13 protein-coding genes are annotated in these 13,830 nt (G+C 42.4%); 4 read left to right on the top strand and 9 right to left on the bottom strand.

The window, feature by feature from the left end; all coding sequences use genetic code 11:
- Positions 1–376: 376 nt before the first annotated feature.
- The 9 genes from mioC to L4C37_RS20985 form a co-directional block, all read right to left on the bottom strand.
- Positions 377–811, bottom strand: a complete 435-nt coding sequence (gene mioC / locus L4C37_RS21025; protein ID WP_137375424.1) for an FMN-binding protein MioC — start codon at positions 809–811, stop codon at positions 377–379.
- A gap of 50 nt (positions 812–861) precedes the next feature.
- On the bottom strand, positions 862–2,223 hold the full coding sequence (gene mnmE, locus L4C37_RS21020; protein WP_137375425.1) for a tRNA uridine-5-carboxymethylaminomethyl(34) synthesis GTPase MnmE: 1,362 nt from the start codon (positions 2,221–2,223) through the stop codon (positions 862–864).
- Between the two features lie 129 nt (positions 2,224–2,352).
- Positions 2,353–3,972, bottom strand: a complete 1,620-nt coding sequence (gene yidC / locus L4C37_RS21015) for a membrane protein insertase YidC (protein WP_137375426.1) — start codon at positions 3,970–3,972, stop codon at positions 2,353–2,355.
- A 5-nt stretch (positions 3,973–3,977) separates the two neighbouring features.
- A complete protein-coding gene (gene yidD / locus L4C37_RS21010; RefSeq protein ID WP_137375427.1) occupies positions 3,978–4,232 on the bottom strand; it encodes a membrane protein insertion efficiency factor YidD in 255 nt (84 codons plus the stop codon).
- Entirely contained in the window at positions 4,199–4,522 is a 324-nt protein-coding gene (gene rnpA, locus L4C37_RS21005; RefSeq protein ID WP_240701792.1) for a ribonuclease P protein component, read from the bottom strand. The genes yidD and rnpA overlap by 34 nt, the downstream gene beginning before the upstream one ends.
- Positions 4,523–4,567: 45 nt before the next feature.
- Entirely contained in the window at positions 4,568–4,702 is a 135-nt protein-coding gene (gene rpmH, locus L4C37_RS21000) for a 50S ribosomal protein L34 (protein ID WP_004735800.1), read from the bottom strand.
- A 205-nt stretch (positions 4,703–4,907) separates the two neighbouring features.
- A complete protein-coding gene (locus tag L4C37_RS20995; RefSeq protein WP_171735842.1) occupies positions 4,908–5,645 on the bottom strand; it encodes an amino acid ABC transporter ATP-binding protein in 738 nt (245 codons plus the stop codon).
- The gene (locus tag L4C37_RS20990) at positions 5,642–6,313 is read right to left on the bottom strand and encodes an amino acid ABC transporter permease (RefSeq protein ID WP_137375430.1); all 672 of its coding nucleotides are present in this window, start codon (positions 6,311–6,313) and stop codon (positions 5,642–5,644) included. The genes L4C37_RS20995 and L4C37_RS20990 overlap by 4 nt, the downstream gene beginning before the upstream one ends.
- A gap of 101 nt (positions 6,314–6,414) precedes the next feature.
- A complete protein-coding gene (locus tag L4C37_RS20985) occupies positions 6,415–7,164 on the bottom strand; it encodes an amino acid ABC transporter substrate-binding protein (RefSeq protein ID WP_429769844.1) in 750 nt (249 codons plus the stop codon).
- 310 nt (positions 7,165–7,474) lie between these two features.
- Between L4C37_RS20985 and dnaA the strand changes: the two genes are divergently transcribed.
- The 4 genes from dnaA to gyrB are packed head-to-tail and all read left to right on the top strand — an operon-like array spanning position 7,475 to position 13,594.
- Entirely contained in the window at positions 7,475–8,896 is a 1,422-nt protein-coding gene (gene dnaA, locus L4C37_RS20980) for a chromosomal replication initiator protein DnaA (RefSeq protein WP_137375432.1), read from the top strand.
- Between the two features lie 56 nt (positions 8,897–8,952).
- Positions 8,953–10,053, top strand: a complete 1,101-nt coding sequence (dnaN, locus tag L4C37_RS20975) for a DNA polymerase III subunit beta (RefSeq protein WP_137375433.1) — start codon at positions 8,953–8,955, stop codon at positions 10,051–10,053.
- 26 nt (positions 10,054–10,079) lie between these two features.
- The gene (gene recF, locus L4C37_RS20970; RefSeq protein WP_273293818.1) at positions 10,080–11,159 is read left to right on the top strand and encodes a DNA replication/repair protein RecF; all 1,080 of its coding nucleotides are present in this window, start codon (positions 10,080–10,082) and stop codon (positions 11,157–11,159) included.
- A gap of 17 nt (positions 11,160–11,176) precedes the next feature.
- Positions 11,177–13,594 carry a DNA topoisomerase (ATP-hydrolyzing) subunit B gene (gyrB, locus tag L4C37_RS20965; RefSeq protein ID WP_137375435.1) on the top strand — a complete coding sequence of 806 codons (2,418 nt, stop codon included), beginning with the start codon at positions 11,177–11,179 and terminating at the stop codon, positions 13,592–13,594.
- The last annotated feature ends 236 nt before the right edge of the window (positions 13,595–13,830 follow it).

The following is a 13,830-nucleotide window of genomic DNA, read 5'->3' as shown; positions in this document are numbered from 1 at the left end:
TTTTTAATTAATATATATAAGATCTTTATAGAGATCTTTTATTGGATCTATTATTAGGATCGATGACTTCTGTGGATAACTAGAAAATGATCAACAAGATCATGGATCTTTTTTAGATCAAATGATGTGATCTAACTTTGATCTGGCTGAGGGTTTCCTGGGATCAAAATAGCTACTTATACACAAGGGAGAAATACCGATAAAGTTGTTATTTGGATAACTATAGGTTAATCACCGATTAAGTATGTATTTATCCACAGGAGAAATGAAGGAATTAAGGAAATTTGTAGAGTTTTTTAAGAAAAAGTTATGCACAAAATAAATTTTAGGTATAAAAAAAGTGGCGATCAGCCACTCTTTTGTTCGTAATTCACACTTAGAACTGATTAATACAGCTATTTAACCACTCTTCTGCCGCATCTTCCGGTACAGGTACTTCAAGTACATCAATAGTGAAACATGGTGTTAGTGGTTGAGCTTTCATCTTTTCCATTAGCGTAAATGCTTCTTTGCCTGCAGAGCAAAAGGTATCGTAACTCGAATCACCAAGCGCAATAACAGCAAATTTTATTGCGGAGAAATCAGAGTTTGTATCTTTGATAGCTTGAATAAAAGGTTTGATATTATCTGGAAATTCGCCTGCTCCATGAGTCGAAGTTACAATTATCCAAGAGCCTTCAGCTGCTATTTGATGAAAGTCGGGTTGGTTGTGAATTGTAACTTGGTGCCCTTGTTCTTCAAGAAGTTCACTGAGGTGATCACCTACATACTCGGCACCGCCAAGAGTGCTACCTGTAATTATTTGAATCATATAATTCCCTTTTAGAGGAGATGGTTATGATGTTAGCCATCTCCCAAATACTATTTACCAATACAGAAAGAAGAAAAGATACGCCCAAGTAGATCGTCTGAACTGAACTCTCCGGTTATCTCATTAAGGTGTTGCTGAGTTATTCTCAGTTCTTCTGCCAAAATTTCTCCGGCCATATAACCTTCTAATTGTTGCTGTCCAATATCAAGATGATGAGATGCTCGGTCTAGGGCATCTAGGTGTCGTCTGCGTGCCATGAAGCCTCCTTCATTACCACCCGCAAAGCCCATGCAATCTTTTAAGTGATTACGCAGAGCGTCAACGCCTTCCCCTGTTTTTGCGGATAAACGAATTAGGGTTGGATCATTTACGTGGCAGATCCCTAGGTCTTCACCGGTTTGATCCGCTTTATTGCGGATCACTGTCATGCCAATGTTACTTGGTAAACGATCAACAAAATCAGGCCAAATATCTTTAGGGTCGGTAGCATCGGTTGTGGTGCCATCAACCATAAATAAAACGCGATCAGCTTGTTCTATTTCTTCCCAAGCTCGCTCAATGCCAATTTTTTCTACTTCATCGGACGCTTCACGTAGACCTGCAGTATCAATAATATGCAGTGGCATGCCTTCAATATGGATATGCTCTCGCAACACATCTCGGGTAGTACCGGCTATATCGGTCACAATCGCAGAGTCTTTGCCCGATAGACTATTCAATAAGCTCGATTTACCCGCATTAGGACGACCTGCAATAACGACTTTCATGCCTTCACGCATGATAGAGCCTTGGTTTGCTTCGCGCTTAACGGCATCTAAATTATCAATGATGGCTTGTAAGTCGGCACTTACTTTACCATCGGCTAAGAAATCAATTTCTTCTTCAGGGAAGTCGATTGCGGCTTCAACGTAGATACGAAGGTAGATAAGAGATTCAACTAAGGTATTGATACGTTTTGAAAACTCACCTTGCAGTGATTGTAATGCTGACTTTGCCGCTTCTTCTGAACTAGCATCAATTAAATCAGCAATGGCTTCTGCTTGAGTTAAATCCATCTTGTCGTTTAAAAATGCACGTTCAGAGAACTCTCCGGGGCGTGCGGCACGAACGTCTGCAATGGTCAGAATGCGCTTGATAAGCATGTCCATAACTACAGGACCACCGTGTCCTTGAAGCTCTAAGACATCTTCACCGGTAAAAGAATGTGGGTTAGGGAAGTACAAGGCAATGCCTTGGTCTAATTCAATACCATCATGAGATTTAAACGGAAGATATTCAGCGTAACGAGGTTTCAAAGTTTTGCCTGTTACTTCTAAAGCAACTTGTGCGGCTTTAGGTCCTGATACTCGGATAATACCGACACCACCACGTCCTGGCGCGGTAGCTTGAGCAACAATCGTATCTGTAGTCATAGTTGTGCCTGCTAAGAAGTTGGAGCGCTTTGCTACCCAACATTTAATTCAATTAGCTGAATTGTAATCAGCCCAAAACAAAAAGGCGACCTTTTGGTCGCCTTTCTTTATGTCTTTATCAAGTCAGTCTTACTTAGAGTGTAAGCCTTTCTTTTCCAGCGCTCGGTAGATTAGAGTTTGCTGAATCAGAGTTACAATGTTCGATACTAACCAGTATAGAACAAGACCTGAAGGGAAGAACAAGAAGAAGAAAGTAAACATAACCGGCATAAAGGTCATGATCTTCTGCTGCATTGGATCCGTTACTGTTGTAGGGCTCATCTTCTGAATTAGGAACATTGAAGCACCCATTAGAAGTGGCAAGATGTAGTACGGGTCTTGTGCTGAAAGGTCAGTAATCCAACCGAAGAACGGTGAGTGACGCAGTTCAACTGACTCCATTAGTGCCCAGTAAAGCGAAATGAAGATAGGCATTTGCAGAAGAATAGGTAAACAGCCACCTAGTGGGTTTACTTTTTCTTTCTTATAAAGCTCCATCATTTCTTGGCTCATACGTTGGCGATCATCGCCAATACGCTCACGCATTGCTGTCAGCTTAGGCTGAAGCATACGCATTTTCGCCATAGACGTGTACTGAGCTTTCGTTAGCGGGTACATAGCACCACGAACGATGAAAGTTAGACAGATAATTGCCAGACCCCAGTTCACAACGATGCCTTGAATGAATGAAAGCAGAGTATGAAGTGGTTTAGCAATGAACCATAACCAACCGTAGTCAACAACTAGGTCTAGGTTAGGTGCAACTTCAGCCATTTGATCTTGAAGTTTAGGACCAACCCAAAGCGTTGCTTTGAAGCTCGCTTGGTCACCCGTTGCGATGGTTTTGTTCGGCATGCGAACACCAATGTCGCCAAGGTTACCAATGACACGAGTGTAAAGGTTGCTGCCTGCTTCGTCGCGCGGGATCCAAGCACTTGCAAAGTAGTGCTGAATCATCGCTGCCCAACCTTGACCGTTTGCTAGGTTAAGAGACAGGTTGCGATCTTGCATGTCGTCGAAGCTGTATTTTTTGTAACGCGTATCTTCCGTAGAGTAAGCACCACCACGGTAAGTTGGCATTGTAAGGCTACCGCCGTCATCCATAACGTTTTGACGTAGGTGCGCGTACATACCAAATGTTGCGTTATTGCCTGAGTTATTCACGACATCATATTCAACATCCATTGCGTAGCTGCCACGCTTTAGGATAAATGTTTTCGTGTAATCAAGACCGTTTGCTTGATAAGTCATTGGGATGCGTAGTTCATCTTGACCATCAGCAAGTGTAAATTCTTCAGCTGAAACCGTGTAGCTTGGGCGGTTTGTGCTGCTTAAGTCGATACCTTGAGGACCAACTAAACCACTTTGAGCGATAAACTGGTGACCTGGTTCATTCTTAAGAAGAACAAAAGTATCTTCAGAATCAAACTCAGCAGAGTAGTCATTCAAGTTTGCTGTAACGACATCACCACCAACCGTATCAATTGACAGAGTCAGAACATCAGTTGTTACTGTGATTGTTTTTGCAGAAGCCATTTGACCCGGAGCCGGATCTAAATCATCAGCAAAAGATGGTGCAGGTAAAGTACTGCTAGATTGTGCCTGCTCAACCGCTTGAGGTGCTGGGTTCTGAGCTACGTTCCATTGTTGGAAAAGTAGGAAAGAAACCAATGCCAGCGCGATTAACAGGATATTACGTTGAGAATCCATCGTTATTAATCTCTGTCTTGTTTTTGGACTGGTGGAACGGGGTCAAAGCCCCCTTCGTTCAAAGGATGGCATTTTAATAGACGTTTGCCTGATAACCAACACCCTTTTACAAAACCGTGAGCTTTCAACGCTTCTATCGCATATAAAGAGCAGGTTGGAGTAAATCGGCAGCGTGGGCCGATGAGTGGACTAATAAACCATCTATAAAAATAGATGGGTATTAGCGCTATCCACGCGAAGGGCGAGACAGGCGAAGCCATAATTTATCTAAGAGCTTAAACATTTCTTCATTGCTTAAATCTTGCGCACTTTTCTTGGCTATTACAACAAAATCTTTGTTAGGAAGCTGATGTTGATTGTTACGAAAGCTTTCACGCGTAAGACGTTTAAATTTATTACGACCTACAGCAGTTTTAATCTGCTTTTTCGGAACAGCTAATCCAAGACGAGGATGAGAAAGAGAGTTATTACGAGCAATGATGGTGAAATGAGGGGAGCCGGCTCTATGAGCTTGCTTGAAGACGGTTTGGTAATGCTCGGGAGTTAACAAGCGTAACTCCCGACCGAAGGCTAGCTTATTCAAAATAATCAAAGATTACTTAGAAAGACGCTTACGGCCTTTTGCACGACGTGCATTGATTGTTGCGCGACCGTTCTTAGTAGCCATGCGAGCACGGAAACCGTGTGTGCGCTTACGCTTTAGAACTGTAGGTTGAAAAGTGCGTTTCATTGTAATTACCTTACTGATCAGTAGTTTTAGGTTTTTGTTAAACCCGGCGTGGGCATTTTTTCTCTTCTTATATAAGAAAGGAAAACCGACGCCTCTCAACAAAGAGGCGGAATTGTAATCACTGTCACAAAAAGTGTCAATGATTGGGTTAACTAAAATTCCGGTCGGGGGATTATACGTACTATGAGTTAAATCACAAGGATCCTTACTCGATCCCGACCTTATTTAAGAATTTTTTTAACTTTGGATCCTGTGGATTACCAAATATATCCTGTGGAGAGCCTTGCTCAACAATGTGTCCGTCAGCCATGAAGATCACTTTATCCGCGACTTCTTTAGCAAACTGCATTTCGTGAGTGACCACCAGCATGGTTTGGTGTTGATTTGCGAGCTTTTTCATTAAGTTAAGTACTTCTCCAACCCATTCAGGATCAAGGGCTGATGTAGGCTCATCAAACAGTAAAAGCTCGGGCTGAAGTGCCATTGCTCGACCGATTCCAACACGTTGTTGTTGTCCGCCTGATAACGCGGCAGGGTAGCTGTCTGCTTTATCTCCAAGACCAATATCATCTAGTATTTGTTGTGCTTTTTCATGAGCTTGTGCTTTTTTCCATCCTCGAACGGTAATCAAGCCTTCGGCTATGTTTTGTTTGGCCGTTTGGTGCGCAAATAGTGCGTAGTTTTGAAAAACAAATCCTGTTTTCCTGCGTAAAGCCAGCACTTCTGATTTGGTGTGCTTTTGAGTATCAACAGTAATGTCGTCGATAGAGATCGAACCTTGGTTGGCTTGCTCTAAAAAGTTCACGCAACGTAGTAATGTAGACTTACCAGTGCCACTAGAACCTATGACGACAACTATCTCACCTTGACGTATTTCTAGGTCGATTCCTTTGAGTACTTCAGTGTCACCAAACTGCTTGTGGATATTTTTTAATTTGATCATCGTACATACGCCTTATTGAGCTTGGCTTCTGCCCATATTTGAACGCGAGTCAGTATGACTACTACTCCCCAATAAATCAGTGCTACGGCTAAAAAAGCTTCGAAAAAACGGAAACTTGATGATGCTTCCATCTGCGCTTTCGCCATAATTTCAGCTACGCCTAGAGTAAAGGCGAGAGATGTCGACTTAATCATATCGATGAAATAATTCATCAATGAAGGTAGGGCAACACGAGTTGCTTGTGGAAGTATGATTCGTCTCATTGCTTGCGGGGTAGTCATTCCCACAGATAGGCTAGCTTCCATTTGGCTACGATCAATGCCGATAATCGCAGCACGAATACTTTCAGCCATATAAGCGGCAAAGTGTAGAGTTAAGCCGATGACAGCTGCACTGAAAGCGTCTAAACCGACGAGAATTGGAAATACTTGCGGCAACCCATAATAAAGCAGAAACAATTGTACTAAGAGTGGTGTGCCACGGAAAAAGCTGATGTAAAGCTGGCTGAGCTGATCCAATACCGGAATTTTAAATACACGAATATTGGCTAGGATCAGTGAAAGAATTAAGGAGAAAAATAGCCCCCACACAGCCATCTCCATGGTGGTACCTAAATACTTTAGAAGTATTGGCAATAGCTCCAGCATGTAATTGAAATCAAAACCCATAACGGCTCTCTTATTGTTATTTTGTATAAATAGCTAGAAGTAAAAACGCAAAAACCCACCGCAAACGATAAGCAGTGGGCTTTAACTAGATAAGTGAGTAATTACTTCTTAGTAATATCCGCACCAAACCATTTTGTCGAAATAGTCGCTAGTGTGCCGTCTTCACGCATTGCTGCGAGTGCTTGGTTTACTTCTGCTTGTAGTTTCTTACCATTGTCGTTGTTGACGAATGGCCAAGCATTTTCGATGGTTTCAAAAGGTTGACCGGCTAGTTGTAAAGGTAGACCAGTTTTCTTAATTAGCTCGAGAGCTGAAAGGCGATCCATAACAAACGCGTCAGAACGACCTAAAGCCACATCATGCTCGATACCAGTATCGTAAGTTTTTACGTTGATCTTGCCTTCTTTATCATAGCTACGAACCAGTTGTTCAAAGTTAGAACCTAGGTTAACTGCGACTGTTTTACCGTAAAGGTCTTCAATACCTTGAATACTGTCATTACCTTTACGTACTGTAATTTGTGCACCATCGACTACATATGGGTCAGCAAACAGGTATTTTGCCGTGCGCGCTTCAGTAATGGTGATTTGGTTTGAAATCGTATCGATACGACCTGTTTCAAGTAGACCAAATAAACCAGAGAAGTTTGCTGTTACGTATTCCACTTTATAGTCATTACGTTTACCAATCTCATCCCACAAATCAACTTCAAAGCCTTGTAGTTGGTCTTGCTTTACGAAAGTGAATGGAAAATAACGACCTGACATACCAACTTTAACCTCGGTAGCAGCTTGAACTGTTGCAGCAGAAAGTGCGATTACTGCAATTGCAGCTTTAATCCAGTTTTTCATTTGGTAACTCCTTATATTTATAGAGCAGGATGTTACTGGGAAAATGCTCAATAGAATAAATAACCAGATGTTATTAACCATAACTAGATGGTATTCGAGATTTGGGGATAACTAACGAAGATCTGAGCATAAGTGGATCCTTATGTGAGTAAAGTAAGGGCAAGATGTGTGGATCAACGGGAATTACCCTTAAATATTGTGAATAACTTCGATCTTATTCACTGGATCTGTGATCAATTGCTGGTGATCTGTTTTATCAACAGGTAAAATTGCCAGTCATTTCAGATAACTTAAATAGAGTGAGTGCATCGTGTCGTCTTCGCTTTGGTTGCAATGCCTGCAACAGCTTCAAGAAGAGTTACCAGCTACAGAATTTAGTATGTGGGTACGTCCGTTACAAGCGGAACTCAATGACAATACTCTAACTCTATTTGCCCCAAACCGTTTTGTACTGGATTGGGTACGTGATAAGTACCTAAATAGCATTAACCGCTTACTCCAAGAGTACTGTGGTAATGATATCCCACACCTCCATTTTGAGATTGGCAGTAAACGCGTTATTGCACCGACACCCGCACCAGCAACCCCAACTCGCGCGCGAACGGCTGCGGATGTGGCTGCTGAGTCATCTGCACCTGCCCAATTACAGGCTCGCAAACCTGTTCACAATATATGGCGTGATGAAGAGCCTGTAGCGGTAGATCTAAACCACCGTTCAAACGTAAACCCGAAACACAAGTTCAACAACTTTGTTGAAGGTAAATCAAACCAACTTGGTTTGGCGGCGGCTCGTCAGGTTTCGGATAACCCAGGAACGGCTTATAACCCATTGTTCTTATATGGTGGAACTGGTCTAGGTAAAACACACTTATTGCATGCGGTAGGTAACGCCATTGTCGATAATAAACCGAATGCTAAAGTGGTTTACATGCACTCTGAGCGTTTTGTTCAAGATATGGTGAAAGCGCTTCAAAATAACGCAATTGAAGAATTTAAACGTTACTACCGCAGTGTTGATGCATTACTTATTGATGACATTCAATTTTTTGCTAATAAAGAACGATCTCAAGAAGAGTTCTTCCATACGTTTAACGCTCTTCTTGAAGGCAATCAGCAGATCATTCTTACTTCTGACCGTTATCCGAAAGAGATCAACGGTGTTGAAGATCGTTTGAAATCTCGTTTTGGTTGGGGTCTAACGGTTGCTATTGAACCGCCTGAATTAGAAACGCGTGTTGCGATCTTGATGAAAAAAGCAGAAGACCACCAAATTCACTTGGCAGATGAAGTAGCATTCTTTATCGCTAAACGTCTGCGATCCAATGTTCGTGAGCTTGAAGGCGCATTGAACCGGGTTATCGCGAATGCGAATTTCACTGGTCGTCCTATTACCATAGATTTTGTTCGTGAAGCACTGCGTGATTTACTTGCTCTGCAAGAAAAGCTAGTCACCATTGATAATATTCAAAAGACTGTCGCGGAATACTACAAAATCAAAGTGGCAGATTTATTGTCTAAGCGTCGTTCACGTTCTGTTGCTCGTCCGCGTCAATTAGCGATGGCACTCGCAAAAGAATTGACTAACCATAGCTTGCCTGAGATTGGGGATGCATTTGGTGGTCGCGACCATACAACGGTATTACACGCTTGTCGTAAGATTGCTCAGTTACGCGAAGAGAGCCACGACATTAAAGAAGACTATTCGAATTTGATTCGTACCCTTTCTTCTTAATTCGAAGTATTCTTACCATCCTAAGACCGAATTATTTATACCGTTAAGAGTTAGATATGAAATTTACCATTGAACGTAGTCACTTAATTAAGCCACTTCAGCAAGTATCAGGCGCATTAGGCGGCAGACCAACGCTCCCTATCTTAGGGAATCTACTGATTAAAGTAGAAGACAATGTTTTGTCGATGACAGCGACGGATCTTGAAGTTGAACTGGTAAGCCGTGTCACTCTTGAAGGGGATTTTGAAGCAGGCAACATTACTGTTCCATCTCGTAAGTTTTTAGATATTTGCCGCGGGCTTCCGGATAACTCAATTATTACCGTTGTGTTAGAAGGCGATCGTATTCAAGTTCGCTCTGGCCGTAGCCGCTTCTCTTTAGCGACATTACCTGCTGCTGACTTCCCGAATATTGAAGATTGGCAAAGCGAAGTGGAAGTATCAGTTACTCAAGCTGAATTAAAAGGCTTGATTGAGAAGACTCAATTCTCAATGGCCAACCAAGATGTACGCTATTACCTAAATGGTATGTTGTTTGAAATTGAAGGTTCAATTTTACGCAGCGTAGCAACCGATGGTCACCGAATGGCGGTATCTGAAGCTGCATTAGGCGCAGACTTTGCTCAAAAGCAGATCATCGTGCCACGTAAAGGCGTGCAAGAATTAGTGAAATTACTGGATTCACCAGAACAGCCGGTGACTTTGCAAATTGGTTCTTCAAACCTGCGTGCAGAAGTAAATAATTACGTATTCACCTCTAAGCTTGTTGATGGTCGTTTCCCTGATTATCGTCGAGTTATGCCTCAAAACACGACTAAAACACTAGAAGCAAGTTGTGATGAACTGCGTTCAGCATTTTCTCGTGCCGCTATTCTTTCTAATGAGAAGTTCCGTGGTGTACGTGTTAACTTAGTTGATAGTGAAATGCGTATTACGGCGAATAACCCAGAGCAAGAAGAAGCTGAAGAAGTATTGGATGTGAGCTTTGATGGCGATGCATTAGAGATTGGCTTTAACGTAAGTTATGTATTGGATGTTTTGAATACATTGCGTTGTGAGCAGGTCCGTATTTCGATGTCAGATGCCAATGCCAGTGCTCTGATAGAGAATGCTCAAGATAGCAGTGCAATGTACGTTGTTATGCCGATTCGTCTGTAAAGGTTTAGTCAGAATATGATGATTTCATGCCGTTATCGCGCTTAATCGTAAAGCAGTTTAGAAATATTGAAGCCTGTGACGTTGAACTGTCATCAGGCTTTAACTTTCTTATAGGCCCTAACGGAAGTGGAAAAACCAGTGTTCTTGAAGCGATCTATTTGCTCGGACATGGTCGTTCTTTCAAGAGCTCTTTAACTGGACGCATCATTCAAAATGATTGTAGCGAGTTGTTCGTACATGGTCGTTTTATGACATCGGATCAATTTGAGCTACCAATAGGCATTAATAAGCAGCGTGATGGTACGACAGAGGTTAAAATAAGCGGTCAATCTGGGCAAAAACTCGCTCAATTAGCCCAAGTATTACCTTTGCAATTGATTCATACCGAAGGGTTTGATTTACTAACCGACGGTCCGAAAAACCGCCGTGCTTATATTGATTGGGGTGTTTTCCATAGTGAACCTGCTTTTTACGAAGCGTGGGGTCGAGTAAAGCGTCTAAACAAACAACGTAATGCGTTATTGAAAACGGCGACTGACTACAGAGAGCTTAGTTATTGGGATCAAGAGTTAGCACGTTTAGCTGAAAATATTAGCCAGTGGCGATCAGATTACATCGAGCAACTTAAGAATATCGCTCAAGAAATTTGTGCGACCTTTCTGCCTGAATACGACATTCAGATGAACTACTATCGAGGCTGGGATAAAGATACGCCCTATGCCGAAATATTAGAGAAGAATTTTGAAAGAGATCAGCAACTTGGTTACACGTTTAGTGGACCAAATAAAGCGGATTTAAAGATTAAAGTGAATGGTACACCTGTTGAAGATGTACTTTCACGAGGTCAGTTGAAGTTAATGGTGTGTGCATTGCGTGTCGCGCAAGGTCAACATTTAACGGAAATGACTGGTAAGCAGTGCATCTATTTGATAGATGACTTCGCTTCCGAATTAGATAGCCAACGTCGCGCCCGTTTAGCGGATTGCTTTAAAAAGACGGGGGCTCAAGTTTTTGTAAGCTCTATTACTGCTGAGCAGATTGCAGACATGCATGAAGAAAACAGCAAGATGTTTCATGTGGAACATGGCAAAATAGAGCAAGGATAATTAGTCAGAGAGTAACTATGTCAGATAATTACGATTCATCGAGTATTAAAGTACTGAAGGGTCTGGATGCGGTACGTAAGCGTCCTGGAATGTACATTGGCGACACGGATGATGGTACCGGTCTGCACCACATGGTTTTTGAGGTGGTAGATAACTCTATTGATGAAGCATTAGCTGGTCACTGTAATGACATCATTGTAACTATCCACGAAGATAGTTCTGTGTCAGTACGCGATGACGGTCGTGGTATCCCAACTGAATTGCACCCAGAAGAAAATGTATCAGCAGCAGAAGTAATCATGACGGTTCTTCACGCTGGTGGTAAGTTCGATGATAACTCGTACAAAGTTTCTGGTGGTCTGCACGGTGTTGGTGTTTCAGTAGTAAACGCATTATCTAAGCAAGTTACTCTTACTATCCACCGCGGTGGCAAAATTCACACTCAAACATACAGCCACGGTGAGCCTCAGGCACCACTAGCAGTTGTAGGTGACACGGATAAAACAGGTACAGAGATTCGTTTCTGGCCAAGTGAAGAAACCTTCACAAATATCGAGTTCCATTACGATATTTTAGCTAAGCGTCTACGTGAATTGTCATTCTTGAACTCTGGCGTTTCAATCAAGCTAATTGATGAACGCGAAGAAGACAAAATGGATCACTTCGAATACGAAGGCGGTATCCAGGCGTTTGTTGAACACCTTAACACCAACAAAACACCAATCATCCAGAAGATTTTCCACTTTGATTCAGAGCGTGATGACGGTATTACCGTTGAAGTTGCGATGCAGTGGAATGATGGTTACCAAGAAAACATCTACTGTTTCACTAACAACATCCCTCAACGCGATGGCGGTGCTCACTTAGCTGGTTTCCGTGCTGCACTAACGCGTACCTTGAATAGCTTCATGGACAAAGAGGGCTTCTCGAAGAAAGCGAAGACTTCAACATCAGGCGATGATGCTCGTGAAGGTTTGACGGCGATTGTTTCGGTTAAAGTGCCAGATCCTAAGTTCTCAAGCCAAACCAAAGACAAGCTAGTTTCTTCAGAAGTGAAGTCTGCCGTTGAGTCTACAATGGGTGAGAAACTGTCTGAGTTCCTAATTGAGAACCCAGGTGAAGCGAAAATCGTTTGTTCGAAAATTATCGATGCAGCACGTGCTCGTGATGCAGCGCGTAAAGCTCGTGAAATGACTCGTCGTAAAGGCGCATTAGATTTAGCCGGTCTTCCAGGTAAACTTGCTGACTGTCAGGAAAAAGATCCTGCACTGTCTGAACTATATATTGTGGAAGGGGACTCTGCTGGCGGATCAGCTAAGCAGGGGCGTAACCGTAAGAACCAAGCAATCTTACCGCTTAAAGGTAAAATCCTTAACGTAGAGAAAGCGCGCTTCGATAAAATGCTTTCTTCTCAAGAAGTAGCAACGCTAATCACAGCTCTTGGCTGTGGTATTGGCCGCGATGAATACAACCCAGATAAACTGCGTTACCACAACATCATCATCATGACCGATGCCGATGTCGATGGTTCTCACATCCGTACGCTGCTACTGACGTTCTTCTACCGTCAAATGCCTGAACTGATTGAACGTGGTTACATCTACATTGCTCAGCCGCCGCTTTACAAAGTGAAGAAGGGTAAGCAAGAGCAGTACATCAAAGATGAAGATGCAATGAACCAGTATCAAGTATCTTTGGCTTTAGATAACGCAGAATTGCATGTAAACCCTGAAGCACCAGCGTTTGCAGGTGAAGGTCTAGAGAAACTTGTTCATCAATACAATGCTGGTATTAAGCTTGTTGATCGTATGAGCCGTCGTTACCCACGCGCACTGATTCACGAAATGATTTATGTGCCTCGCTTAACTGCTGAGCAGTGTCATGATGAAGCTGCAGTAGAAGCTTGGGGTAAGCAGCTTGTTGAGCAGCTAAATGCTAAAGAAGTAGGTGCGAGCCAATATTCTCTTGAAGTTGAAAAACACGAAGAGCTAGGCTTAAGTGTTCCTAAGATTGTAGTTCGTACACATGGCGTAACTCATGAGCACGTACTAAGCATCGACCTAATTAACTCAAAAGAGTTTGGTAAACTAGCTGCGCTATCTGAGGCTCTTGAAGGTTTGATTGAAGAAGGTGCTTACATTAAGCGTGGCGAGCGTACTCAAGCCGTATCTACTTTTGTTGAAGCTCTGAACTGGTTAGTGAAAGAGTCTCGTCGTGGTCTAAGCCTACAACGATACAAAGGTCTAGGTGAGATGAACCCAGATCAACTTTGGGAAACAACTATGGATCCTGAAACTCGTCGTATGATGCAAGTAACCATTGAAGATGCAGTTGGTGCAGATTTATTGTTTACGACACTAATGGGTGACCAAGTTGAACCTCGTCGTAACTTTATCGAAGAGAATGCATTGAAAGTTGCCAATTTGGATGTGTAGTCCAAATCTAAACGATTAACTAATTGAAAGCACTGCCTATTGGCGGTGCTTTTTTATGTCTGTAACTGGTTGAAAAATATTAGATTATAAAAATAATTGAAAATAATCCCTTGAAACTGATTTGCTCAATCCACATATCTATTTGTGAAGAGGATGACTGTCTTGCTCAACAAGAGAAGAAACAGAACCTTCATAGCCGCTGACGAAGTATCGCTCAAGAGAGGATAACTTTAGCA

The organism is Vibrio kagoshimensis (assembly GCF_050337535.1).
Lineage (GTDB): Bacteria > Pseudomonadota > Gammaproteobacteria > Enterobacterales > Vibrionaceae > Vibrio > Vibrio gallaecicus.
Note: the sequence above shows the minus strand (reverse complement) of the source record. Positions and strands in the feature narration are given on the sequence as shown.